Source organism: Chryseobacterium endophyticum (genome assembly GCF_056333165.1).
The window spans coordinates 43,407-69,325 of record NZ_JBWGXE010000005.1; the positions used below are offsets into that span (position 1 = coordinate 43,407).

22 protein-coding genes and 1 tRNA gene are annotated in these 25,919 nt (G+C 39.7%); 6 read left to right on the plus strand and 17 right to left on the minus strand.

What is annotated here, in order from left to right; translation table 11 throughout:
- Positions 1–339: 339 nt before the first annotated feature.
- On the plus strand, positions 340–4,113 hold the full coding sequence (locus AC0N32_RS12495; RefSeq protein WP_476394201.1) for a fibronectin type III domain-containing protein: 3,774 nt from the start codon (positions 340–342) through the stop codon (positions 4,111–4,113).
- A 364-nt stretch (positions 4,114–4,477) separates the two neighbouring features.
- Here the strand turns inward: AC0N32_RS12495 and AC0N32_RS12500 are convergent, their stop codons facing one another.
- On the minus strand, positions 4,478–4,714 hold the full coding sequence (locus tag AC0N32_RS12500) for a hypothetical protein (RefSeq protein ID WP_476394202.1): 237 nt from the start codon (positions 4,712–4,714) through the stop codon (positions 4,478–4,480).
- Between the two features lie 454 nt (positions 4,715–5,168).
- Between AC0N32_RS12500 and AC0N32_RS12505 the strand changes: the two genes are divergently transcribed.
- On the plus strand, positions 5,169–5,447 hold the full coding sequence (locus AC0N32_RS12505) for a hypothetical protein (protein WP_476394203.1): 279 nt from the start codon (positions 5,169–5,171) through the stop codon (positions 5,445–5,447).
- Positions 5,448–5,821: 374 nt separating this feature from the next.
- Here AC0N32_RS12505 and AC0N32_RS12510 read toward each other — a convergent pair.
- The 7 genes from AC0N32_RS12510 to AC0N32_RS12540 all read right to left on the minus strand — a co-directional run bounded on the left by AC0N32_RS12510 (position 5,822) and on the right by AC0N32_RS12540 (position 10,928).
- Positions 5,822–5,892: transfer RNA gene (locus AC0N32_RS12510), tRNA-Cys, on the minus strand.
- Between the two features lie 60 nt (positions 5,893–5,952).
- Positions 5,953–6,465, minus strand: coding sequence for an RDD family protein (locus AC0N32_RS12515; RefSeq protein WP_476394204.1), 513 nt, complete (start codon positions 6,463–6,465; stop codon positions 5,953–5,955).
- A 17-nt stretch (positions 6,466–6,482) separates the two neighbouring features.
- Positions 6,483–7,847: a DUF4403 family protein gene (locus AC0N32_RS12520; protein WP_476394205.1), complete on the minus strand. Its 1,365-nt coding sequence runs from the start codon at positions 7,845–7,847 to the stop codon at positions 6,483–6,485.
- Between the two features lie 48 nt (positions 7,848–7,895).
- A complete protein-coding gene (gene folB / locus AC0N32_RS12525) occupies positions 7,896–8,255 on the minus strand; it encodes a dihydroneopterin aldolase (protein WP_476394206.1) in 360 nt (119 codons plus the stop codon).
- A 57-nt stretch (positions 8,256–8,312) separates the two neighbouring features.
- A complete protein-coding gene (gene nadA / locus AC0N32_RS12530) occupies positions 8,313–9,332 on the minus strand; it encodes a quinolinate synthase NadA (RefSeq protein WP_476394207.1) in 1,020 nt (339 codons plus the stop codon).
- 91 nt (positions 9,333–9,423) lie between these two features.
- Complete coding sequence (gmk, locus tag AC0N32_RS12535) at positions 9,424–9,996, minus strand: guanylate kinase (protein WP_476394208.1); 573 nt, start codon at positions 9,994–9,996, stop codon at positions 9,424–9,426.
- 74 nt (positions 9,997–10,070) lie between these two features.
- Positions 10,071–10,928 carry a YicC/YloC family endoribonuclease gene (locus tag AC0N32_RS12540; RefSeq protein ID WP_476394209.1) on the minus strand — a complete coding sequence of 286 codons (858 nt, stop codon included), beginning with the start codon at positions 10,926–10,928 and terminating at the stop codon, positions 10,071–10,073.
- A 171-nt stretch (positions 10,929–11,099) separates the two neighbouring features.
- Between AC0N32_RS12540 and miaA the strand changes: the two genes are divergently transcribed.
- Positions 11,100–12,014: a tRNA (adenosine(37)-N6)-dimethylallyltransferase MiaA gene (miaA, locus tag AC0N32_RS12545; protein ID WP_476394210.1), complete on the plus strand. Its 915-nt coding sequence runs from the start codon at positions 11,100–11,102 to the stop codon at positions 12,012–12,014.
- Positions 12,015–12,257: 243 nt separating this feature from the next.
- On the opposite strand, the gene AC0N32_RS12550 is transcribed toward miaA, so the two are convergent.
- The 4 genes from AC0N32_RS12550 to AC0N32_RS12565 all read right to left on the minus strand — a co-directional run bounded on the left by AC0N32_RS12550 (position 12,258) and on the right by AC0N32_RS12565 (position 19,235).
- Positions 12,258–13,670 carry an efflux transporter outer membrane subunit gene (locus tag AC0N32_RS12550; protein ID WP_476394211.1) on the minus strand — a complete coding sequence of 471 codons (1,413 nt, stop codon included), beginning with the start codon at positions 13,668–13,670 and terminating at the stop codon, positions 12,258–12,260.
- Positions 13,671–13,835: 165 nt separating this feature from the next.
- The gene (locus tag AC0N32_RS12555) at positions 13,836–17,015 is read right to left on the minus strand and encodes an efflux RND transporter permease subunit (RefSeq protein WP_476394212.1); all 3,180 of its coding nucleotides are present in this window, start codon (positions 17,013–17,015) and stop codon (positions 13,836–13,838) included.
- Positions 17,016–17,154: 139 nt separating this feature from the next.
- Positions 17,155–18,315 carry an efflux RND transporter periplasmic adaptor subunit gene (locus tag AC0N32_RS12560; RefSeq protein ID WP_476394213.1) on the minus strand — a complete coding sequence of 387 codons (1,161 nt, stop codon included), beginning with the start codon at positions 18,313–18,315 and terminating at the stop codon, positions 17,155–17,157.
- Positions 18,316–18,638: 323 nt separating this feature from the next.
- Entirely contained in the window at positions 18,639–19,235 is a 597-nt protein-coding gene (locus tag AC0N32_RS12565; protein ID WP_476394214.1) for a TetR/AcrR family transcriptional regulator, read from the minus strand.
- Between the two features lie 278 nt (positions 19,236–19,513).
- On the opposite strand from AC0N32_RS12565, the gene AC0N32_RS12570 reads away from it, so the two are divergent.
- Positions 19,514–20,068 carry a thioredoxin family protein gene (locus AC0N32_RS12570; protein ID WP_476394215.1) on the plus strand — a complete coding sequence of 185 codons (555 nt, stop codon included), beginning with the start codon at positions 19,514–19,516 and terminating at the stop codon, positions 20,066–20,068.
- Between the two features lie 146 nt (positions 20,069–20,214).
- On the opposite strand, the gene AC0N32_RS12575 is transcribed toward AC0N32_RS12570, so the two are convergent.
- Positions 20,215–20,853 carry an MBL fold metallo-hydrolase gene (locus tag AC0N32_RS12575; protein WP_476394216.1) on the minus strand — a complete coding sequence of 213 codons (639 nt, stop codon included), beginning with the start codon at positions 20,851–20,853 and terminating at the stop codon, positions 20,215–20,217.
- Positions 20,854–21,003: 150 nt separating this feature from the next.
- On the opposite strand from AC0N32_RS12575, the gene AC0N32_RS12580 reads away from it, so the two are divergent.
- Positions 21,004–22,215, plus strand: coding sequence for a type IX secretion system plug protein (locus AC0N32_RS12580; protein WP_476394217.1), 1,212 nt, complete (start codon positions 21,004–21,006; stop codon positions 22,213–22,215).
- A gap of 290 nt (positions 22,216–22,505) precedes the next feature.
- Here the strand turns inward: AC0N32_RS12580 and AC0N32_RS12585 are convergent, their stop codons facing one another.
- The 4 genes from AC0N32_RS12585 to AC0N32_RS12600 all read right to left on the minus strand — a co-directional run bounded on the left by AC0N32_RS12585 (position 22,506) and on the right by AC0N32_RS12600 (position 25,203).
- Complete coding sequence (locus AC0N32_RS12585) at positions 22,506–22,754, minus strand: hypothetical protein (protein ID WP_476394218.1); 249 nt, start codon at positions 22,752–22,754, stop codon at positions 22,506–22,508.
- Positions 22,754–22,984 carry a hypothetical protein gene (locus AC0N32_RS12590; RefSeq protein WP_476394219.1) on the minus strand — a complete coding sequence of 77 codons (231 nt, stop codon included), beginning with the start codon at positions 22,982–22,984 and terminating at the stop codon, positions 22,754–22,756. The genes AC0N32_RS12585 and AC0N32_RS12590 overlap by 1 nt, the downstream gene beginning before the upstream one ends.
- Before the next feature lie 228 nt (positions 22,985–23,212).
- Positions 23,213–24,259 (minus strand): ferrochelatase, encoded by a 1,047-nt coding sequence (hemH, locus tag AC0N32_RS12595; RefSeq protein WP_476394220.1) that lies wholly within the window; start codon positions 24,257–24,259, stop codon positions 23,213–23,215.
- A 65-nt stretch (positions 24,260–24,324) separates the two neighbouring features.
- Positions 24,325–25,203, minus strand: coding sequence for a NifU family protein (locus AC0N32_RS12600; protein ID WP_476394221.1), 879 nt, complete (start codon positions 25,201–25,203; stop codon positions 24,325–24,327).
- Positions 25,204–25,379: 176 nt separating this feature from the next.
- Between AC0N32_RS12600 and AC0N32_RS12605 the strand changes: the two genes are divergently transcribed.
- On the plus strand, positions 25,380–25,916 hold the full coding sequence (locus AC0N32_RS12605; RefSeq protein WP_476394222.1) for a gamma carbonic anhydrase family protein: 537 nt from the start codon (positions 25,380–25,382) through the stop codon (positions 25,914–25,916).
- Positions 25,917–25,919: the final 3 nt, after the last annotated feature.

Consider the following 25,919-nt stretch of genomic DNA (forward strand, 5'->3'; position numbering starts at 1 on the left):
ATTATTTCAATTTCTGAAATACTGTAAATCATAGATTCATTACATTATTCAGTCTTATATTTAAATTGAGAGTGTATAAATATTAATCATAAACAGTTTATAATTGAAATGATATAATTATTATGCTATCAGTGGAGGATTTATTTCTTTAATAATTAGAAATACTTGAATAGTACTAAAATTTTGATTTGTACGTTATTTTTAAAATAACATTTTATTCGTTTTAATAAATTTTCTGATTGTTAATTAACATAGTATTTAGAAAAAACATCTAAGTGCATGGTATTTATTAGTAAAAAACGAATTAGATTTGCAATGATTAATATTAAATGATAACTTATGAAGAGAATTTCTACTTTATTAGTACTTCTTCTGTGTTTGTTAAATCTCGGTGCCATACCGGATGCCTATGGACAAGCACCAGCTACATTACCTTATTCACAGGACTTTGATACCAGCAATGATTTTACACTCTTAAACGGGTCAGCTACCAATGCATGGTTTTATGGTTCTGCTATTGGGAACAGCGGCAATTCTTTGTATATCTCCGATAATGGAGCTGACTATGAGTATGACACAGGTGAAACCAGTATAGTGCATGCTTACAGGGATTTCACAATTCCAGCGGGATCTACTATTGCCAATTTTTCATTTGACTGGCAGGGAGAAGCGGAAGGAAACTGGGATCATATGAAAGTATGGCTGGTTCCGGATACCTTTACACCTACTGTGGGGACCAACATCTCTACGGGTACGGGAATTGTTGAGGTTGGACAATTCAATGGGCAGTCTTCCTGGCAAACGTATTCTACCCCAAGTTTGGATATCAGTGAGTATGCAGGATCAACCATGCGACTTGTGTTTGAATGGACCAACGATAATTCATTCGGATCTCAGCCTCCGGCTGCTATTGACAACATTAACATCAGTATTCCAACCTGTATCATGCCATCGGCTCTTACGGTTTCCGCTGTAGCACCTAATAGTGCGACTTTGGAGTGGACAGCGCCTACGCCTGCACCTGGTGTGGGATATGAATATTATCTCAGTACGACAAATACGCCTCCAGCTTCTGGAAGTACATTAATTTCGAATGCCGGAACAACGGCAAATCCTGGTAGTTTAGCGACAGCCACTACCTATTTCTGGTGGGTGCGTTCTGTATGTAGTGGAACGGATCAGAGTGTTTGGGTAGCAGGACCTCCATTTGCAACAACGCAGATCCCGGGAACTATTCCATACGTACAGGACTTTTCGACAGGAAATGACCTTCAACTTGGTAACGGAACAATGACGAACCAGTGGACTTACGGCTCTGCAACGGGAAATCCTGCCAATTCATTGTATATTTCCAACACCGGGGGTACGACAAACGAATACGATACCAGTGAATCGAGTATTGTTCATGCTTTCAGGGATATCACCGTTCCTGCAGGAACCACTGATGCTACACTGATGTTTAACTGGAAAGGCGAAGGTGAATCTAACTGGGATTATTTAAGAATCTGGCTGGTACCTGTAAGTTACGTACCTGATCCGGGAACAGAGATTACCTCCGGCGGAGGCAATATTCAAATTGACGGAAACTTAAATCAGCAGTCTAACTGGCAGAATTACTTCAACACCGGGCTTGACCTGAGTTCTTTTGCAGGCGGTGTAGTGCGTCTTGTTTTTGAATGGACCAATGACGGATTCGGTGGTACACAGCCTCCGGTTGCCATTGATAATATTAATTTAAGTATTCCAACGTGTAAAGTGCCTCAAAATATTCAGGTAACGAGTGTAGGATCCAATACTGCATCCATCAGCTGGACGGCTCCTTCACCGGCACCTGCCGGCGGATATCAGATTTATCTTACCACGACTAACGTTCCTCCTACAGCTTCAAGTACACCCACTTCAAGTGCAACGGGAACTTCGGCAACTCTGTCTCCCCTGACGCCGAACACAACGTATTATTTCTGGGTACGTTCGGTATGTTCAGGTTCAGATACAAGTTTCTGGATGGCGGGACCTAGTTTTACCACGTCACAAATCCCTGCAACAATTCCATATGTACAGCAATTTACGACGGGAAGTGACTTAGGATATACCAACGGTACACAAACCAACAAATGGACTTATGGAAGTGCAACCGGAAATACCGGTAACTCATTATATATTTCAAGTACCAACGGTTCTACCAATGAGTACGACACCAGCGAGTCGAGTGTAGTGCATGCGTACAGAGATATTACCATTCCAGCCACGACGACTACCGCGACTTTCTCTTTTGACTGGAAAGCAGAAGGAGAATCCAACTGGGATTATTTAAGAGTGTGGTTGGTTCCTACGACGTATATGCCTTCTTCAGGCAATCAGATCGATGCAGGACCAGGCAGAATTCAGATAGGGAACAATTATAATTCGCAAACAACCTGGCAAACCGTGCTGAATCCGACATTAGACGTATCAAGCTTTGCAGGCAGCACCATGCGTATTGTGTTTGAATGGAAAAATGACGGCGGCGGCGGTGAACAGCCTCCTGCGGCTATTGACAATATCAATTTAAGAGTGTGCAGCAACGCAACTCCTGTGGTAACATTAGGTACGCCAACCCATAACTCAATCGTATTGACCTGGAATCAGGATATTGGCGGGGCAAATTATATTGTCAGATATAAAGCACAGGTGCCGGGAGCAACCTGGCAGACTACCGGTGTGGCAGCAGCTCCTTATCCGCAGCCGACCAATACCGTTACGTTAAATAACCTTTTATCTGCAACTTCATATGATGTACAGGTAGTGGCCGTTTGTAACGGAACTGAAGGAACGCCTTCAAACAATACATTTACCACAAGATGCGATCCTACACCTCCGAATGTGGTAATCAGCAATATCACGACAAACTCTGCATTAATTACCTGGTCTCCGTTAGCAGCGAGTTCACATTATTTCATGAGATACAGAATCGTAGGAAGTGGAGACAGTGGATGGAGCCCAACGATTTCGTTGCCAGCAGCACCTGCTAATTCATATCCTTTGGGATCATTGGATGTATTTACGAGTTATGAAGTACAGATTGCCAATATGTGTGATAACGAAAGCACAATGAATCCTTGGTCTAATCCTAAAGTATTTAAAACATTAAGAACTTGTGATATTGCTCCTCCGGGGTTAACGATTACAAATATTACCACCACGACCGCTCAGGTAACCTGGGATCCTTTCCCGGGAGCAACATACATCCTGAAATATAGAAAGGTGGGTATTCCAAGCTGGACCACTGTTACTTCAAATACCAATACGGTAACGTTATCAGGCCTGCTTGAGCTTACCGAATATGAGATGCAGGTTGCCAATGTTTGCGGCGGTACTCCTGGTAATTATTCATTGCTGTATTTGTTTACAACACCGACGATAACGTATTGCCAGATGGCTTCTACAGGTTCTGCTTCCGAATATATTTCAAAAGTAACCGTAACGCCAAATGGTAAACCTGAAAAGATCAACGAATCTGCAGGTTCAAATTATACTGATTATACCGGTATTACAGCGAAGTTTATCGAAATGATTCAGGGATCCTCCAATAATAGAATTACTATTGAAAAGAAAATATCAGGCAGTACAAATGCCGGGGTAGCTGTCTGGATCGATTTCAACAGAAACGGATATTTCGATATTAATGAAAGGGTTTTTGTTTCAGGACCGAATAACCAGCAAACGGTAAGCGGAACTTTCTCTGTACCTGTAGACGCATTCGTCAGCCTGACAGATTTTAAATATGTCGTAATGAGAGTTGCGATGCAGAAGGACGGAATTCCTGTGAACTGTACCAACTTCCAGGATGGAGAGGTAGAAGATTATACTGTAAGAATTTCTAAACCGATTGTTCCCAACCCGGTTAATCAGACAGATATTCTTATTTATCCAAACCCTGTAAGAACCGTATTAAATGTCAAAAATATCAGTAGTAGAGCGAATTATAAAATTTACAATGCTGCAGGTCAGTTGGTATCTTCAGGAGTTATCTTAAACAACAAAATCGATGTCCATACGCTTGTCAATGGAGTGTATGTGATTGATATTGATGATAATCAGGTAACTGTTCAGAAGAAATTCATTAAAGAATAATTCTTCTTATATCAACCTTATAGAGGCTCTCATTTCTGAGAGCCTTTTTTATTGAGTTTAACATAAATTAAATGTTTGTTTAAATTTTTAGTTAATTAATTTTCTTTCCAATATTCCTGAACTGCTTTGTTTAAGGTGAATACCGCTGTTTTTTTGCGCTTAAATATTTTTTAATCATTGGTAAAATTTGTTAATAGATAAAATATATCGGAGAAAACATTTCCATTCACTCAAACATTTACTAAATTTGCAGTCACTCATGTTTAATTTGAGTTTTCATGGTTATTAGTTTTTAGTCCTCGTAGAAATATGAGGACTTTTTTTGTTTAAATAAATGATTTTGGTTTCTATACCTTCCTGTGCGTTATTCGTTCGGATTTTGATTCTTACAGTACAGAAATAATTTAAATCTTGAATTGCTGCTGTACGACTTGCTGCTTTCGTCAACAAATGAGGATGGTGATTTTCTGAAGTCTTCAAGGAATCTCTTTCCCTCTTCTTCAATAGAAGGTATAATGATGAAATCATAAAGAGTTTTGGTGAAATTGCTTGATTCTCTCAAAATTGTTTTCTTGTGTTTTAATGCTTTGCTGAATGTCATATCATCGGTTTTTTACAAATGTACTTAAAACATAAATAGCCTAAGAAAAATATACAGAAAATTATAGATCATAATCAACGATTTTAAAAAAAATAATGTATAAATTTGTACCGATTCTCATGTTTAATTGAGTTTTCATGGTTATTAGTTTTTAGTCCCTGTTATTCAGGGACTTTTTTGTTTGTAATGCCTCTTTTCACGAATGCCTCCTCCTTTATTTTATAAATTTTTACGGAATATAAATATTAAGAATTCATGGCATAATAGTTGAATACCTAAATGCAACTATTAAAAAATCCTACGGGAACTTTACAATTCAATATTCTCGGAGCAATCTGAGAATATTTTTAAAGAAAACACCATCACTTAAATATTAATTTTTTCATTTGATCCTCTGCCTTGGCCGGGGATTTTTCTATTGGTAAAATATGTATCTTTACATTAAAATTACCTAGTGTCTTATATTATAAAAACAACAGAAGACGGCCTGCTCTATGTAAAGGCTTCTAATGTTATCACTGTAAAAAAGCCCAATTCTATCGAGGGTGCCAAAGTATTGGGCAAGCCATTGGTTATTAATGTAAACCATATCGGTTTTCTTAGTTTCAATATTGACGGGCATGTGACTTTTTTTATGGCAAGTGGCTTTGAAATTTCAGTTAATATCCTTCATGAAGAAGCTGAAGACGCATTTAACTGTGCAAAAGCCGGCATAGAAAAAATTATACGTTAATTGATTATCTTTAAAAATAAATAGCTTCCGGATGGGAGTTATTTTTGTTAGGATGAATTTCGCCCGATAAAGTGTCGAACGATCCGTTAAATTTAAATTTTATCCATGTTTAAAACCAGGCTCCTTAATTTATCGTACATAAATTACAGGCGATATACGTAGCCTTTTTTCATACTCAATTTGAGTTTTCATGGTTATTAGTTTTTTAATCCTCAGGTGCATTCTGAGGATTTTGCATTAAAATTAAATTACAAGAGGATATGGTTGAAAATGGGATAAGTAATCCGGAACAGCTTTAGAATGATAGAAATGACATTTAATAAAAAAACCTCTCTATAATCTACTGGAATCCAGTTTATATAGAGAGGCTTGTGAGGTACCTAGCGGATTCGAACCGCTGTAGATGGTGTTGCAGACCACTGCCTAGCCGCTCGGCCAAAGTACCCTGTCTTTACCATTTTTAGGTGTGCAAATATAACAAAATATATGATTCGACAAAAGTTTTTCAGGCAATTTCTTTCGTGCCGATGCTTTCTATTTCGCTTTTTATCTGGGTTTCAGCTTTATAATTTTTTATGTTGATGACTCTTGTATCGCTCCAGCTGTCGTGCCAACCATTTCCTCCTCCTAAAAAAGATAATGCATCAAAAGGTACAAGACGTGATATGTTCCGGATAAAATAATCTTTAAAAGTAGGTTCCGTGCCATCCGTTGAGATAACCTTGGTTCTGGTAATGTACTTTCCGATGGTTCTGCCTTTTGTAAAATATTCCATCAGCAATGCATATACAAAATAGACGGTTGAGGTGATGATTATATCCATCAATTTATTTACAGATCCTAATGCTGTAGCTACATTGATAAAGTATTCGATGCCAAAAAGCTGGTACATAAAAGAAGCGAAAAATCCGAATAACGCAAAGAAAGCAAGAACAGCAACCCTGTCAATAATATAGTTGCCGAAGCGGCTCCAGGAAGTTGCTCTGTTATTTTCTACAATTTTTAATATTTTTTTCATGGTTAAATAGATAAGTTTTACATTCCGTTTAATATTAATTTTAAAGAAGCGCTTGTATTGATAACCGCCGTGATGCCCAAAGGATTCATCAGGATATCTGCCGGTTTTAAATTAAATACCTGTCCGCTCATTTTCAAACCTTTATAATATTCTTTGTTGAATGCTTCTTCAATACTTTTTTTAGAGGTATTTTCAAGATCCTGGGTGTGAATACCATATTCGTCTTCGATCATTTTTACGATCCTTCCCCGGAACAGCAGTGTGGCCGTTTTTTGTAGAATATTTGAAGTTTTAAGCTTAAATTTTGTATCGGAAAGTACAATTTTCTTTTTCAGATCATCATAAACCGGAATTCCGGAAATGAAAGCCGTACCGTTCACATAGCCTTCCGTCTGCGCTTCGATCATTACCCGGTCATCGACGCCATATACTTTTATATCCGTAATTTTAACGGATGATCCTCTGACGTCATATTCTTTGTTTAAGAACATATTACGGGCAATCGTTGTTGCTTCCGTAAAAGGAACATTCGCTGTTGTCTGGAGTAAAAACTGATCGGTAAGGGACGAAACAAAACCAAAATCCGCAGCCGACTTTACAGGTTGTGAAGACTCCGGCCGGTTTCCGGTAAAAGTTTCAGAATAAATATCTATACCCAAACTGGTAGTGAGCTGGTTGGCGTAAAATTTCAGTGGTGTAATATGAACGCCAATCGGCGTGATTTTCAGCCATGTATTGAATTCCTGCGAAATAGGGAAAGGATTCGAAAAAGCATTCCAGGCAGCTACCGCATAATTCTGAAAATTCAACTGGCTGCTCATTTGCTGATCGATGGTTTTACAAAACTTCTCCTGCTGTTCCTTCAGGCTCTTTTCTACCAGAGAAGTGATGGGAATTTTTATGGCACCAAAATCCAGTATAGGCTTGGTTACCCATCTGAAGCCATTGGGTTGGGTGTGTGTAAGAATCGTCCAGTTATTTTTTAGGTCGATTGAGGTACTGAAAGACATCACCGTTTCAAAAGTCGTATTCTGGTAAGTATAGATCCCGAGCGTGCCGATTCCTTTTTCAGCCCAGATCTTCAGAGGAACTTCAATGAGGATATTTTGATTGGTGCCGCCGACAAGTCTTATGGGACGGGTTTTCCAGACCTTTACTTTAAACTGGTCATTGTTGTTGTCGGTATAAGAATCATCCTGATAAATAAGATCTTTTACAGAAGCATTAACCATATTGCTGATCTCAGAAAGCGGTATGGTAACCGGCATCGTAATGCTGGATTTCAGCTTCGGAAAATTGTACGCCGCCACCTGATTGTCGGCTTTTGTTTGTCCGAAAACCGTAATGGAAGCTAGAAGAAATAATATTCTGATGAATTTCAATGTAATATGTATTTAAATCAAAATTACAACTTTTTTAAATGACCATGCTTAAAAGCTTTTTTCCAGCTCAATGCTCGCTCCTTTCATCTCACCCTCCATAGGCGGAGCAGTCTTGGTGATTTTTAATTTCATGTAAGAAATTTCAGGAAAGCTCTCATGAATTTTTAAGATGATTCTTCCTGCGACATGTTCCAGCAGTTTAGATCTGATCTTCATTTCGTTATGAATAATCCCGTTAATATCGGCATAGCTGATCGTGTCTTCCAGTTCGTCGGTTTCAGCGGCCTTCCATAGATCGGTGTGGATTTCGAGATTTAAAAGATAGTAGGTCCCGATGATATTTTCTTCCGGTAAAACGCCGTGGTAGGCATATATTTTTACGTCTTCAAGAAATATTTTAGTCATCACTAATATTTTGTACAGATTTAAAGTTTAAAAAAGCGAGTATAAAACCCGCTTTCTCATTTATTTTATACTTTTTGAAAGATCAAGCATGGCCTCAATAGGCTTTAAAGCTTTTAATCTTAATTCCTCATCGATAATGATTTCAGGAAGCTCGTATTTCATACACAGATACAGCTTCTGCATGGTATTGCGTTTCATATAGAAACATTCTGAGCAGTTGCAGGTTTCGTCGAAGACCAAGGCAGGGATCAATTCTTTATGAGGGGCCCGCTTTTTCATTTCGTGCAGAATTCCTTCTTCCGTAGCGATGATGAACTTCTGGCAGTCCTCTTTTTCAACATAATTGAGCAGGGCAGAAGTGGAGCCGATAAAATGCGCCAGCTTTAAAACCGCTTCTTCACTTTCAGGATGGGCAATGAGTTTCGCGTCCGGATTGTCGGCCAGCTGTTTGGCAATCCTTTCCATGGAGAACGCCTCGTGGACGATACAGCTTCCGTCCCAAAGGATCATATCGCGGCCTGTTTTCTGAGATAAATATCGTCCCAGGTTTTTATCCGGGGCAAAAATAATTGGTCTGTCTTTAGGCAATGCTTCAATCACGGTTTCAGCATTGGAGCTGGTGACGATGATGTCACTTTCGGCCTTTGTTTCCGCGTTACAGTTGATGTAGGTGGCTACCAGGGCATTGGGGTATTGCTCACGCATCTTTCGCAGTCCTTCTCCTGAACAGCCGTCTGCAAGGGAACATCCTGCCATCGTATCCGGTAGCACTACTTTTTTAGTGGGGTTAAGGATCTTAGCGGCTTCAGCCATGAAATGAACCCCGCAAAATACGATCATATCTGCATCCGTATCTTTTGCCTGTCTTGCCAGCTGGAGGGAATCTCCAAGAAAATCTGCGATATCCTGAATGTCTCCGGGTTGATAATAATGCGCCAGAATCACCGCATTTTTTTCTTCTTTCAACTGAAGAATAGCCTGCACGAGTTCTTCCCCTTCAGGAATTATTATATCTTTTATATCTAAAAATCCTTTTACCGGAATCGTAGATTTAGCTTTTTCTAATGTTTCGGTACTCATATCAACCTCAATGTTTTTTTATTATAGAAGTTAGATTTTAGAAATTAGATGTTAGTTAAAATTTTACTTTTTAAAAACTAACTTTTAATTTCTAGCTTCTGGTTTCTTTCACGAAATTTTTTATTAAACTTTCTATTTCTTTTTTTGCTATGTCTAAATCGGCGTTGATCACGATTTTGTCAAATTGTTTGGCGTAGGACATTTCTTCTTCCGCTTTGGCGACACGTGTTTTAATGGTTTCCGCATCATCCGTATTCCTGGAAATCAATCTTCGTTCCAGTTCTTCGATGGAAGGAGGCTCAATAAATATCGATAAAGCCTGTTCTCCGAAATATTTTTTAAGAGAAATTCCTCCTTTTACATCAACATCGAAAATTACTGTTTTACCCTCATTCCAGATTTTTTCCACTTCTGATTTCAGCGTTCCGTAATATTTATCGGTATACACTTCTTCAAATTCTACGAAAGCATCTTCCGCGATTTTCTGCCTGAATTCATCAGGAGTCAGGAAATGATAGTCCACAGCATGCACTTCAGTCCCTCTGGGCTGCCTTGTGGTGCACGAAATGGAGAACTGAAGCTCATCAAAAACCTCCAGGGAATGCTTTACCAATGTGGTTTTTCCGCTTCCCGACGGCGCTGAAAATATGATAACTTTATTCATATTGTTAGTGGTTAATGGTTGTTCGTTGATCGCAGCAGAAATCCAACAACCATCAACTAAAACCTATTAACTAATTATAATACGTTTAACGTTTGTTCCTTAATTTTTTCCAGATCATCCTTCATCATGACTACCAGTTTCTGGATCTGTGCATGATTGGCTTTTGATCCTAAAGTATTGATTTCACGGCCTATTTCCTGAGAGATGAATCCCAGTTTTTTACCATTGAAATCTTCATTATCCATCACCTCTTTATAATATTTTAAGTGTTGCGCAAGCCGTACTTTTTCTTCCGAGATATCGAGTTTTTCCGTAAAATAGGCCATTTCCTGGTAGAATCGTGTTTCATCTACATTTTCAAAGTCTTTCAAAGATTTCTGGTAACGTTCTCTTACCGCATTGATTCTTTCTTCTTCAAAAGGGATAACTTCACCAAGATTTTTGTCAATGTTCTGCAAATTTCTTTCCAGTTCTTCATGAAGAATCTTTCCTTCTGTTTTTCTGAAATCTTCAAATCGGTCGAGTGCGGCAGTTACGATTTTCGCCAGTGATTCCCATTCGCCTTCTGACAGCTCATCGGGTCTTGAGGTGATCGCATCCGGAAGCCTTACCGCCATTTTAAGATATTCGAAATCCGGTCCGTCTGAAGCGATATTACGGAGTTCGCTGATGTAAGAATCAATTAAATTTTTATTAATTTTCACATCAGTAGACTCTTCAAGATTCTCAAGGTTGATGTAGCAGTCTACTTTTCCACGAATAATCCTGTCGTTAAGAATTTTTCTGATCTCAAATTCTTTTTCTTTATAACGTAAAGGAATTTTAATATTCAAATCAAAGCTTTTGCTGTTCAGTGACTTAATATCTATGGTAATCTTTTTTCCTTCAAAAACACCTTCGGCTCTACCGAAGCCGGTCATTGATAAAATCATAGTTTTTTATTGTTGTACAAAGATAAACATTTAAGTGTATAGTTTAGCTAAAGTAGTAAGGCTGGAAGTTGGATGCACGAATAGGGAAGATTGTCGTGGATATAAATGAATACCGATTTTAACTTCAATCTTCCAACCGGTTAAATAAACTCATTTTCGTAAATTAGCGATGTGAAAAAGAAAAAGTTGATTTCTGTAGTCGGTCCCACCGGGATTGGAAAGACAAGGCTGGCTATTGATCTGGCGAAATATTTCGGTACGGAAATTATTTCCTGCGATTCCCGCCAGTTTTTTAAGGAAATGAAAATCGGAACTGCTTCACCGTCAGAAGAAGAGTTGGCGGAAGCACCTCATCATTTTATCGGTAATCTTTCAGTGGAAGACTATTATTCGATCGGGCAATATGAAGAAGATGCCTTAAAAAAACTTGATGAACTTTTTGAAAAATATGATGTTGTTGTTCTGGTGGGCGGAAGTATGATGTACGAGAAAGCAGTCATTGAAGGTCTGAATGACTTACCGGAAGCTGACGAAAAAAATCAGGAAAAACTTCAGGGAATTTTGGAGCATGAAGGTATTGAAAAACTTCAGGAAATATTAAAAGAACTTGACCCGGATTATTTTTCAATCGTCGATATCCATAATCACCGGAGGCTTTTACGTGCCATTGATGTGATCTGGCAGACGGATAAGAAATATTCTGAACAGATCGCTGTTTCTCAGGATTCCAGAGATTTTCATGCAATCAGGATCGGGATCGAAGCGCCGCGGGAAGAGTTGTATGACAGAATCAACAGGAGAGTGGATATCATGATGGAGAAAGGATTATTGGAAGAAGCAAAAGGTTTAGAGAAATTTAAACATCTGACAGCCTTAAATACAGTGGGTTATGCTGAATTATTCAAGTATTTTGATGGCGAATGGGATCTGGATTTTGCCGTTTCCGAAATAAAGAAAAACAGCCGGCGATACGCCAAACGACAATTGACCTGGTACCGGAAAGCGGATGATATTCACTATTTGTCCTTGGGATACTCGCAGGAGAATTTTAATAGGTTGATTGGATATATTAATGAACAACTTTAGTTTTATCTCCCGCAGATTTCACAGATTTTCACAGATTCTTTTGGAGATTTTTGCGTTTAATTTAAACATAAAAATATCTGTCAGAAATCGCTAATATTTAAGATGAACTGCGTTTTTTGCATAAATCTATTTGTTTTTCTTAATTGAGCTTAATTTCTTAATCAAAATCTTAACGGTTAGCACATTTAAACAAAAAATGCAGCCCCTAAAGACTGCATTCAAAAACAAAATATAATTTAATTACTACTTCCATCCGCCTCCTAAAGCCCGATATAGATCTACAATGCTGCTCAGTCGCTGTCTTTTCACGGATGCAAGATTCAGCTCAGCCTGCAGAGAGTTTCCCTGGGCGGTTATGACTTCTAAATAGTTGGCCATTCCGCCTTTATAAAGCATTTCGGCACTTTTGATGCCGTCTTTTAAGGTAGTCACTTGTTCGGCTGCTTTCGCTTCCTGTACTTTTAAGCTTTCGTTTGAAACCAAAGCATCAGAAACTTCTCCTACCGCATTTAAAACAGACTGACGGAACGCCAATACATTTTTCTCTCTTTGTATTTTAGCAACATTTAAATCTGTTTTCAATTGTCTTTTCTGGAAAATAGGCTGGGTCAGGCTTCCCAAAACCGACCCGAACAGGGAAGCCGGGATCTGAAACCAGTTGTCGATCTTGAATGAATTTACACCGCCGTTTGCTGTGATTTTCAATGAAGGGTACATATTGGCCTGGGCAATGCCTACAACTGAATTGGATTCCAACAACACCAGTTCCTGCTGGCGAACATCCGGACGACGGCTTACCATCGCTGCCGGAAGTCCTGCCGAGATATCCTGTGGCAAAGACGTTTCAGACATTTCAATGGTTCGGGTAATTTTACCGGGATTTTCACCGACCAAAATACTCAGAGCATTTTCCTGGATGGCAATATTCTGTTCCAGTTGTGTAATTAAAAGTTCGGTAGATTGCTTCTGAGCGGTGGCCTGCTGTACGCCGAGCGAAGTGGTGTCGCCGCTTTTCCATAATTTTTTGGTCAGGGAAAGGGTATTGGCACTTAATTCTAAATTCGATTGAGCAATCTGTAATTGCTTGTCAAGCATTAAAAGATTGTAATACCCCTGGGCAATCGCTGCCACAACTTGTGTCTGAATTGCTTTCGTGGCTTCATAAGTCTGTAGGTACTGCATTCTGGAAACTTCCTGCTGGTTTTTTATTTTCCCCCAGATGTCTGCTTCCCAAGATAAATTGAATGCTGCATTATAATCTTCAACATAGCTTTTTCCTAAAAACAGATTCAAACTCTGCCCATTCATGCTGTTTTTCGAAGGTTTTGAAATCTGTGCAGAAACTCCGAAGCCTACGTCAGGATATTGAAGGTATTTAGCCTGTTTTAGTTTCTCCTGCGATGAAGCGACCTGTTTTAATGCAATCTGTAGATCATAATTGTTTTTAATTCCTTTTTCAATCAATGTTTGTAACATTGGATCGCTAAAAAACTGTCTCCATTCCAGGTTGGCAACACTTGCCGTATCGGCTGTTGCGGTATATTTGAATGTTTCAGGCAGCTCAAGTTCAGGCTCTGTGTATGCCAGTTTAGACACACAGGAGACCGAACCCAGAGCCAGTCCGAAAGCGATGATGATATTGAATATTCTTTTCATAATTTTTAATTTATAATGAATCACAAAACTTTGAGAGATTGCTTCCGAAATTATTCTGCTATAATTTTTTTAATTTTTTCAACGCAAAGAAATATTTGGAGTTAATAAATCTTTGCGTTTAAAATTTTAGTTTGAATTCAAATCTCTTAAAGTGGTAATTCTTTTTTAATGGGTCGCTAAAAGTTCAGCTTCCAGTTTTTGTCTTTGAAGTCTTTTCTTCTTTCTGCTTGGCATTTTTTCATGTAAATACTGGAAGATCACAAACATTACCGGAATGATGAAAATTCCGAATACCACACCGGTCAACATTCCGCCAACAGTACTGAAACCAATGGAATGATTCCCTTTTGCAGAAGCGCCCTGCGTAAACACAAGCGGTAACATCCCGACGATGAATGCAAATGAGGTCATAAGAATCGGTCTCAGACGTAATCTCGAAGCCTGAAGTGCAGCTTCCAGTAAAGATCTTCCTGCATTTCTTCTCTGTACGGCAAATTCAACAATAAGGATTGCGTTTTTGGCCAACAATCCGACAAGCATGATGAGTCCGACCTGAACGTAAATATTATTGTCAATTCCTGCCAATCCTGTGAAAGCAAATACGCCGAAAATACCTGTAGGAATTGTTAAAATAACCGCAAACGGAAGAATGTAACTTTCATACTGAGCCGCCAGCAGGAAGTAGACGAACAAAATACTTAGCATAAAGATAAAAGCAGTCTGTCCGCTGGTTTTGATCTCTTCGCGGGTAATTCCTGTCCATTCGTATCCGAAGCCTCTCGGAAGTGATTTTTCTGCTACTTCTTCCACGGCTTTGATCGCGTCTCCGGTACTGTAGCCAGGTTTTGGCGTTCCGTTAATGGTTACTGCATTGAACAAGTTGTTTCTGGTCACTGTTTCAGGCCCGAAAGCTCTTTTTAAGGTCACCAGGGTCTTTACAGGAACCATTTCGCCGGATTTATTTTTAACATAAATTCCTTCCAGGGAGTTAGCGTCCGTTCTGTAAGGAATATCGGCCTGCGCCATCACCCTGTAGTATTTTCCGAATCTGTTGAAATCTGAAACGAAGCTGCTTCCATAGTAAATCTGCATCGTCTGCATCAATTCTGTAATGGAAACTCCCAGCTGGTTAGCCTTATCACTATCAACTTCGATTGTAAACTGTGGGTTTCCAGCTGCGTAAGTAGTGAAAGCAAAAGCAATTTCCGGACGTTTCATCAGCTCTCCGATGAAAGCCTGGGTGGTTGTTCCTAAATTTTCCAGGGATCCGTTAGTTTTATCCTGAAGCATAAATTCAAAACCGGAAACGTTACCAAATCCCTGAACGGTAGGAAAGTTGAAGAAGAATGCACTTGCATCTTTTACCTGGGAAACTTTCCCTGTCAATCCCGCGGCAATCTGATCAGGATCTGTTATTTCACCACGCTGGTCATGATCTTTTAATTTAATAAAACCTGCAGAATACGGAGAGGCATTGGCATTGCTGATGAAATTCAGACCGTCTGCCACCCAAAGGTGATTTTTGGCCTTTTCACCATTGATGATTTTATCGATCTGTTCGGTAGCCCTGTGGGTTCTGTCCAGTGAGCTTCCGGGAGGGGTGTTTACTGCATACAGAATGAATCCCTGATCTTCTGTAGGAATAAATCCTGACGGTGCTTTTTTAATTAAGAAAATACTTGCGGCAGTAATCAATACTAATCCTCCTACGGCAACCCATTTATTTTTAATTAAAAATTTAAGGCTGTAAATGTATTTTTTAGTTAAATTATTAAAGCTGGTATTAAAAGCATTGAAGAATCTTGCTCCAAATCCTGTTTTTTTACCATATTCTCCATGTTGTCCCTGCGGATCGTTTAAAAACATTGCACATAAAGCCGGGCTTAAGGTCAAGGCATTCACTGCAGAAATCATAATCGCAATGGCCAGTGTAAAGGCAAACTGTCTGTAGAAGACACCCGCAGGCCCCTGCATGAATCCAACCGGAATAAACACGGCACACATCACCAACGTAATGGAAATAATCGCACCGGAAATTTCACTCATTGAACTCATGGTGGCGTGCTCCACGGGCATTCCCGTATGTTCCATTTTGGAGTGAACGGCTTCTACCACTACGATCGCATCATCCACCACAATACCGATGGCGAGTACCAAAGCGAACAAAGTCAACATGTTGATACTGAAACCAAACAGCTGTAGGAAAAAGAACGTACCGATAATCGCCACAGGAACGGCAATCGCAGGAATTAAGGTAGACCTGAAGTCCTGTAGGAAAATATACACGACAATAAATACCAGGATAAAGGCAATGACCAAAGTCTCTACCACCTGATGAATGGAAGCATCCAGAAAGTCTTTGGAATTGTACATGATGATCGGCTCAACTCCTTTTGGAAGGGTAGTTTTAAACTGATCGACCTGCTTTTCAATTTCCGTAAGAATCTCATTGGCATTAGATCCTGCGGTCTGCATAATGGCAAAACCGGATACCGGTTTCCCATCCACTCTGTTGGCTGCAGTATACGTGTACGAACCGAATTCTACTCTCGCCACATCCTTCAGTCTCAGGAATGAGCCGTCGCTGTTGGCTTTGATGGCAATGTTTTCGTAGTCTTCGTTTTTATTTAATTTACCTTTATACTTTAAAATATATTCGTACGTTTCCTTACTTCCCTGTCCAAGACGTCCGGGAGCGGCTTCCAGGTTATGATCTTTTACGGCATTTAAAACCTCCTGGGGAGAAAGTCCATTGGCGGCCAGTCGGTCCGGTTTCAGCCAGAGTCTCATGGAATAATCCCTTGTACCGAAAACCTGTGCCTGGGCAACCCCCGGAATACGCTGTATCTGCGGGATGATGTTGATCTTTAAATAGTTTTGTAAGAAAAGTTCGTCGTATTGTTTGGGGTCATTACTGGTTAATCCCATAAACATGATCATACTGTTCTGAACTTTCTGGGTCGAAATTCCTGCCTGTACCACTTCTTGCGGAAGCTGGCTCATCGCTTTCGATACACGGTTCTGAACGTTTACGGCAGCATTGTCCGGATCTGATCCCTGCTTGAAAAACACGCTCAGTGTCATCGTTCCGTCGTTACTCGAGTTGGAGGTCATGTAGGTCATGTTTTCCACTCCGTTCACCGCTTCTTCAATTGGCGTTGCTACCGAACGGGCTACAACTTCTGCATTCGCTCCCGGATAAAATGCGGTCACCTGAACGCTTGGCGGCGCGATGTCCGGAAACAGGGCAATGGGCAAATTAAAGAGTGACAAAGCACCCAATAATAAAAGTATGATGGAAATAACGGTGGAAAGTACCGGTCTTTCTATAAATTGTTTTAACATAAGAAGTTTATTTTTTAATGTTGCTTAAACTTTCTTCCACCAAAAGCCTAACTGATTCACAATGTTTACTTTAAAATGTCAGTAGACCAGGCTTTAAAAAACACTGTTTTGACTTTTGTGGTTAAAGAAATTTAAACTGTTATAAAGGTCTGGCTTTAAGCAGGCTGTCAGATGAAATCACTTTCGGCTGAATCGTAACCCCGTCTTTCAATACCCCGATTCCGGTGAATACGATCTTATCTCCCGCAGACAAACCTTCAGAAATAAAGTAATAGCTGTCCGTTTTCCCTGAAATTGTCACAGGTTTTCCGGTTACCTTCTTGTCTTTTCCAAGTACATACACATAGGTTTTGTCCTGAATTTCAAAAGTAGATTCCTGTGGAATAACCAAAGTTTTGTCGAAAAGCTGAGGCATGCGCACCCTGCCTGTGTTTCCGGTTCTCAAAGTTCCGTTGGCATTCGGGAATACCGCGCGAACGCTGATGGCTCCGGTGGTTTTGTCAAATTGACCGTCTACGATGCTCATTCTTCCTTTTTCAGGATAAATGGTATTGTCGGCAATTACCAGGTCTACCAGCGGCATGTTTTTCAGTTTTTCATTTAAAGTTGCTCCCGGGTATTTATTCTGGAAAGCAATGAAATCCAGCTCGCTCAAAGAAAAGTATGCGTAAATCTCACTGATATCGGATAACAGAGTCAGCGGATTCGGATCCGTTCTTGAGATCAGGCTTCCTTTTTTATAAGGAATTCTCCCTATATAGCCGCTTACCGGTGCTGTAATGGTTGTGAATCCTACATTGATTTTTGCGCTTCCCACAGATGCTCTTGCCTGTGAAGCGGCGGCCACGGCAGCTGCATAATTGGCTTTTGCCGTTCTCAACTGTACGTCAGAGACTACTTTTGCAGCAACCAGAGGCTCTAGCCTGTCAACCTCAACCTTCGCTTTCTGAATATTGGCATTGGCTACCTGCAGATTCGCTGAAGCCATATTCATCTGCTCGCCGTATGCTCTCGAATCTATTTTAAATAAAGGCTGTCCGGCTCTTACATAAGCCCCTTCTTCTACATAAATTTTATCAAGATACCCATCAACCTGGGATCTTATTTCTACATTGTTTTTTCCTTCAAGGGCTGTCGGAAATTCCTGGTAAACGGTAGCCGGAGAGGTCGTTACGGTATAAACAGGCAATTGGGGTGGCGGTGGAGCTGCATTCGATCCTTCCGCTGCCTTGGTGCAATTTTGTAAAAGGATAATACTTGCCATAAGTACGATGATCCTCGTTTTTCCAAATATTTTCATTTTGAGTTTAAATTTTTAATGAAGTGTTAAATAAAGTAATGTTGTTTTTAATTTTTATTCCGTTATATTTCCTAACAGTGTTAATGGTGAATAAAAAAAATCCGGAATATGTAATACTCAATTAGTAGTTGTAATCATGATAAAATCTGTTTTAAAAGTTTTAAAAGTAAATAGTTGAAATTTAAAATGTGTTATTTTTACTAACAGTGTTAACTATTGTGAAAAAACACCGCATATTTTTAGTCTTGCATGAATATTTTTTTATATCATTATTAATTAGGTGTTAATATTCCTAACGGTGTTAATTTTAAGTTCAAAAAAAATTATAAAGACTTGATGAATGCGGAAACCGTTTCATCCAAAGTCGTCTTGTTCATCGTGGAAGGAATATCATCATTGCGCATCATCATGATTGAGATCAGTCCGTGGATAGCAGAAAACAAAGCATGTGATGAATGGCAGGCATTCGCAGGATTTGATCCTTTCTTTTTGATAATCTCGTAAGTACAGTCATACAGCATATCCTGGAATGAAGAAAATTCTTCTTTCATCATCCCTTTTCCGCTGCACTGCATTCCCAATCCGAACATCAGCTGATAATACTCCTTGTTTTTAAAGGCAAACTTCCAGTAAGCATCCACAATCGCCTTTAACTGATCTTCAGGATTGTCGTGTTCTCTCTGAGCTTTCAACAATTCAATATGTAAACAATGGAAACCATTCAATGAGATTTCATATAAAATAGCTTCTTTGTTTTCAAAATGGTCATAAACTACCGGTGCACTGTATTCTATGGCATCGGCAATTTTTCTCATGGAAAGTGAAGCCCAGCCTTCGGTTTTAGCCAAAGAAAAAGCCGCATCCAGGATACTGGCACGTATGTTTTCTTTTTCTCTTTGACGGCGTTCATGTAAACCCATGATTTTTATTTACTAACAGTGTTAGCAAAACTACAAACTTTTGAACATATCTTCCAAACAAATTGAGAGTTAAATTTTTTGAAGTTAAAGTTTGAAGACTGTTACAACTTGTTTAGATCCAGTAAGAATGGGAGTTAAAAGGTCTACGTGTTAGAATTATTGTAAAAATTAATAAGATTTATAGTCATGCTCAATTAATGTCCTTTTACTTCCTGCATCCATCTTCCTTACTAAAATAATCAGGAAAATCTTTATCTTTGCCATCAAATAAAAAAGTTATGAATACGCCCTCAAATATGATCGATTTAGGTACAAAAGCACCGTTTTTCGAACTTCCGAACCCCTCAAAAAGGAATGAGATACAGTCTTTGGATGATCTGAAAGGTGAGAAAGGTACGCTGGTGATCTTTATGTGCAATCATTGTCCGTTTGTTCTGCACGTGATTGACAAATTAAACGAACTGTATGAAGATTATAATGAAAAAGGGATTGAATTCATCGCCATCAATTCCAATGATGTGGAAAAATATCCTGCAGATGCTCCGGGGAAGATGATCGAATTCCAGATCGAAAGAAAATTCGACTTTCCGTATTTGTATGACGAGAGCCAGGCTATTGCCAAAGCTTACGATGCTGCGTGCACACCCGATTTCTTTTTCTTTGATGAAAAATTAGATCTCATCTACCGGGGTCAGATGGATGATTCAAGACCAGGGAATCATAAGGATGTTACCGGTGAAGATTTGATTATTGCCTTTGAAAATCTATTGGCAGGTGAACCTCAGGAAGAAATCCAGAGGCCAAGCATGGGATGCAATATTAAATGGAAATAAATTTGGTTGATCGTTGCGGGTTGTCGGTTGATGGCTTTTTGCAACGGTATCATATAAAATGTAAAAGCTGTTCTTTTTGGAACAGCTTTTTTATTTGATGGAAAATCCTGTGGATAATACACATAAGTAACGCCCGCCCTGCATCACTATCTGAAAAACGGATTATATTCTTTCTCAAAACCAATACTTGTAGGATTTCCATGGCCGGAAAATACCTTCGTTTCGGGATCAAGGATGAAAAGCTTGGTTTTAATTCCTTCAATCAGCTGCTCATAATTCCCCTTAAAAAGATCAGTTCGCCCGATGCTCCCCTCAAAAAGAACATCTCCTGAGATCATGAACTTTTCCCCTTCATGATGATAGACTATACTTCCCGGGGAATGCCCCGGAACATGGTAAATCCTGAATTTTTCGCCGTCAAGATCCAATTCGTCTCCTTCTTTAAGGTAGCGGATGTCCGCATGGATGTGATCGACATTTATCCCGAACCGCATTCCGCTGATCTGGAACATGTCTAAGACTTCTTTATCCTCCTGATGCATATAGACGGGAACCTTAAAAGTGTCCGCCGCCCACTGGAGCCCAAGAATATGATCGATATGAGCATGGGTTAAAAGGATCTTTTCAATCTTCAGGCCTTTTTCTGTGATGAAGTCACCGAGAATTTTGGTTTCCTGTTCATTCATATTTCCCGGATCGATCAGCCAGGCATTTTTATTTTCGTTATAAAGGATGTATGTGTTTTCGCTCGCAAAATTAAATACGAAACTTTGTATCTGAAGCATATGATAAATGTTTTTGAAGACGCAAATGTAGGCACAAAAGTTTGGGTTTAAAAATAAGATGAAAGATTTTCAGGACCGGGAAGCGATATTTTAAGGAATAAAGATTTAATCTGTTATGGTTTGAAATGATTTTTCTTTATCTTCGTCATAATGAAAACCTTGCGAATACTTTTACTTACCCTGAGTGGTTTTGTCTTTGGGCAGAATATCCAAAGCATCCAGTTGTTTAACCCGCAGACCAACGATGAAACGCCGGTTATTTATTCCAATCAGCAATTGGTGCTCAGCTTCGACGACCTTACCAATTCCAGCCAGATCTACCGCTATACGATCAAGCATTACAACAGGAACTGGGAAGATGACAACCTTTTCTTTACGGAGTATGCCACAGGAAGCTTGAACGGTTTATTAGACAGTTTTCAGTATTCATTCAATACGCTTCAGTCGTACACCCACTACAAACTGAATTTCCCGAATGATAAAATGCAGCTGAAGATCTCGGGTAACTTCGAAATCATTGTCTATAAAGATTCTGCCGACAAGCCTTTGTTTACCAGAAGGTTTTACGTGGTGGAAAATGCTGCGACCCTTGCCGTGGGCGTTTCAAGATTTGCAGATGCCAGAAATCCTGACGCCAACCAGAGGGTAGAGGTAAAAGCGGTTTCCAAAGGCGGCGAGCTTGCCTCCAATGTCAATTCGATGACCCTGAATGTGATGCAGAATAATAATCCGAATGTCACGGTGAACAATTTAAAGCCGAGCTCAACAATGGGCAGCCAGTTGCTTTTCCAGCAGCTTTCTTTGGTATTCCCGGGAAATAATGAATTCTATTATTTTGACAATAAAAACATGAACATGGCCGCGGATATGGTTCGCGCCACAGAAGTGAAAGACGGGGTCAATAATACCTATCTTCATCCGGTATGGGCATTTCCCCTGAATTACCAATATCAGCCGGACGTAAACGGAGCCTGGTATTACCGGAGAAATGACCTCGGAAGAGAAAGGGACGCGGAAAGGGAAGCCGATTATTCATGGGTCTATTTCTCTCTCGAGTCCGATCCTGCCGACAAGGATATTTATGTCCTGGGTGGGTTCAACGGTTTTATCCCGAATAAAGAAAACCAAATGCAGTATGATGCCGAAACCAAAAAATATGTGGCCCGGATCTATCTGAAACAGGGTTTCTATAATTATATATTAGCCACCAAAAGCGCGGACGGCCGCCTGGATTTCGGGGAAATCAATGGTAATTTCTGGCAGACCGAGAATCTGTATCAGGCATTCCTCTATTACGCTCCTTTCGGAAGAAATTATGACGGGCTGATGGGGTATGGTGAGTTCAGAACGCCGGTGAGGTAGGCTGGGTTTGAGAGTTTTAGGGTTTGAGAGTTTTAGAGTTTTGGGGTGTTGTGAGTTTGAGTTTTGCTGATTTAAAACTTAATGTTTTAATTTTCAATGGTTATTATCCTTGGTTAAAAACGTCCCGACGTTTTAGGGAAAACCTTTCGATGTTTTGGTCAAAACGTTTCGACGTTTTACTTAAAAGGTCCCGACGTTTTGGATAATGGGTGCCGACGTCTTTTTTATTTAACAAAAAACCTCACAAATAAAATTTGCAAGGTTTGATATAATAATAGTGTGGAAATTGTTTAGCTTCTGAATATGGCCGTGACAAACAACGTTTGTTCATCCTCGAACATGTAATGAATATTCACCGGAAAGTCTTCCATCGTGCGGATGCTGATCTCTTCTGAGCGTTCACGTTCCTGCGCAATCTCATTGATACAGTCTTTAAGGCTCTCCAGAAAGTAAATCCCTTTTTGCTTGTGTTCTGCACAGAAGACCCGCACAAGAAGCCTTATGTCGTTTTTGGCAATAGAGGAAAGAAGAATTTTCATTACGCGCAATACTTTTTCAGCTCTGAAATGTTTTCATAAAAATCCAGTTTGGTAGAAGGATTTTCATTGTGAAACTGTATTCTGTATAAAATTTCGTCCATGTAAAATTTTGATGCGGCGGCATTGTTCTTCTTTTCGAAGCTTTCCATCATTCTTGCAAAAGCTTCCAAAGTGTCAGGACTGAATTTTTCAATCTTATTTTTTAAAATTTCTGCAGTTGCATTCATCATTTCTAAGTTTTAAAGGTTGATGATATTGTTTTGATGGGGTAAAGGTAGTAAAAATATTTAAATTGTAAAATATTATAGTGAAATTATAGGGGTGTATTGTTTATTTTAATTAAAATTAATATTGTTTGTAATTTTTTAAGGGGGTGTGTTGAGAATTTTTAATTTTTTTCTGATGATGTGCTCATTTCTGAATAAAAAAATAACCTCCGTTTCCGAAGGTTATGATGTCTATACTAAATAGAATTCGTTAAGCTTTTCCTCGCATAAGGTTTTTACCACTTCGATCCACCGGTCTTCGTCATTCAGGCAGGGAATATAATGAAAGTTTTCTCCGCCCGCGCCGGTAAACTGGTGCTTGCCTTCCACGGAAATTTCCTCCAGTGTTTCAAGACAGTCGGAAACAAAGGCCGGACAAACCACCGCAAGGTTCTTGATTCCTTTCTTAGGGATAGTCTCAAAAGTTTCGTCAGTATAAGGCTCGATCCACTTATCTTTTCCAAGTCTCGACTGGAAGGAAACAATGACCTTTTCTTTCGGTAAATTGAGTTTTTCAATCACAGTCTCCGTCGTTTTATAGCACTGGTGGCGATAGCAAAACTGGTGGCTCGGGTTGTTTTCCCGCGTGCAGCAGTCGTTGAGGTTACACGTTTTTGTAGGGTCTGTTTTAAATATATGCCTTTCCGGAACACCATGATACGAAAACTGCAGGGCATCGAAATTTTCAGGAAGTTTTTCACGGATGCTTTCTGCCAGGCAGTTGATATAGATTTCGCGGTTGTAGAAAGGCTGAATATAATTGATTTTTACGCCTGGAAACTTCTGCTTTCTCACCTCTTCCGCCTTTTCGATCACGGTTTCGGTGGTGCTCATCGCATATTGAGGGTAAAGAGGGAAAAGCACGATCTCAGAAACGCCTTTGTCAACCAGCTTTCTGATGCCGGTTTCTATGCTGGGTTCTGCGTATCTCATTCCGATTTCTACCGGGACGTCGACTGATTTCTGCAGCTTCTTCTGAATCTTTTCCGTAATCACAATCAGTGGGGAGCCTTCGTCGGTCCATACCGTTTTGTAAGCCTCGGCAGATTTCGGAGGACGTGTTTTAAGGATGATTCCCTGTACGAGAAGTGCCCGGAAGATCCACCGGTAGTCGATCACTCTTTCATCCATCAGGAATTCATCGAGATATTCCTTTACATCCTTTATGTCTGTTGATCGTGGTGAGCCAAGATTCACCAATAAAATTCCTTTTTTCGGGTTTGAAGCTTCTTTATGCAATTTTTTTCTCGTTTAAATGTTTACGACTAAAGATTTGGTTTAAAGCATTGAGTTCTTGAATTCTTTTATCCGTTCACCGCTTCTACATGCTCCACAAGATCGGGAACGAATTGTTTTAAAATATTTTCAATTCCGTTCTTTAAAGTAGCGGTAGAGCTTGGGCAGCCGGAGCATGCACCCTGAAGAAGCATTTTTGCGGTTTTATTTTCCTGGTCGTATTCCATCAGGGAAATTTTTCCGCCATCGTTTTCTACGGCAGGAGCCACATATTCGTTAAGGATATCGGAAATTTTCTGTTCGTCTTCCGTATAATCCCTGTTGATGATCTTTTCCACAGGATTTTCGTGCTTCTGGGCTTCAATATTGGAGATCTCGCCGCCATTCTGAAGATATTCTGCAATGAGGGCGCGAACGGTCATCATCACCTGGTGCCATTCTACAGAATTGTCTCTCGTAACCGCTACGAAATTATCGGAAATGAATACTTCCTTCGCAAAATCGAATTCCTTGAAAATAGCCTCTGCCAAAGGAACGCCTTCCGCTGCATCTCTTGATTTTACTTCTACGAAACCTTCCATCAACAATTTGTTGGAAACAAACTTCATCACATTCGGATTGGGAGTCATCTCCGCGTAGATCTGATACAGCTCTTTTTTCTTCTGAAGATAAATTCTCGGATTGGCCAGAAGCTCATCTTCAATTACATTTTTCAGGCTTTCCGCTACATGCTCCCATTCTACGGTGTCCTGTTTTGCAACCGCAACAAAATTTGCAGTGATGAAAATCCTTTCCACAAACGGATAATTGAATAGCTCCTGTGCCAAAGGGATTTCTGAAATATCTGAATCTCTGTCCAACTCTAAAGATCCCGGAATCAGGTTGTAATCTGCTACAAATTTCATCACTTTCGGGTTTTCGGTAGGCTCTATAAGTATAGTATGCATTTTTTCTTTAAATTTGAGATACAAAAATACGCAATTAGAAATTAGGAGCTGCGGGTTGGAAGTTAGATTTTTGCTATCGGCATGATTTAAAAATTAAGGAGCCGGAATCGGATTCTCGTAAGCCCTGATCTATCCATTTTCAAATAAACTGATTTTCAAATTTTCAAATTAAATATATGGCACTGATAAAAGAACTTTTAGGAAAAGCACCTCAGATAGGCGACAATACCTTTTTAGCGGAAACGGCAACGATCATCGGCGATGTAACCATGGGAACCGATTGCAGTATCTGGTACAACGCGGTGATCAGAGGTGATGTTCATTATATTAAAATGGGAAATAAGGTAAACGTTCAGGATAATGCGATGCTGCACTGCACTTACCAGAAACATCCTTTGAATATCGGAAATAATGTTTCGATCGGCCACAATGCCATTGTTCACGGATGCACGATCAAAGATAATGTGCTGATCGGTATGGGTGCCATTGTGATGGATGACTGCCTCGTTGAAGAAAATTCTATTATCGGTGCAGGCTCGGTAGTTACCCAGGGTACCCATATCAAATCGGGAGAAGTATGGGGCGGAGTTCCGGCAAGAAAGATCAAAGACATCAGTTCCCAGCTGCTGGAAGGAGAGGTCAACAGGATCGCTAATAATTATGTTAAATATTCCTCATGGTATAAGGAAAACGTAAAACATGTGGAAGGGTAATAG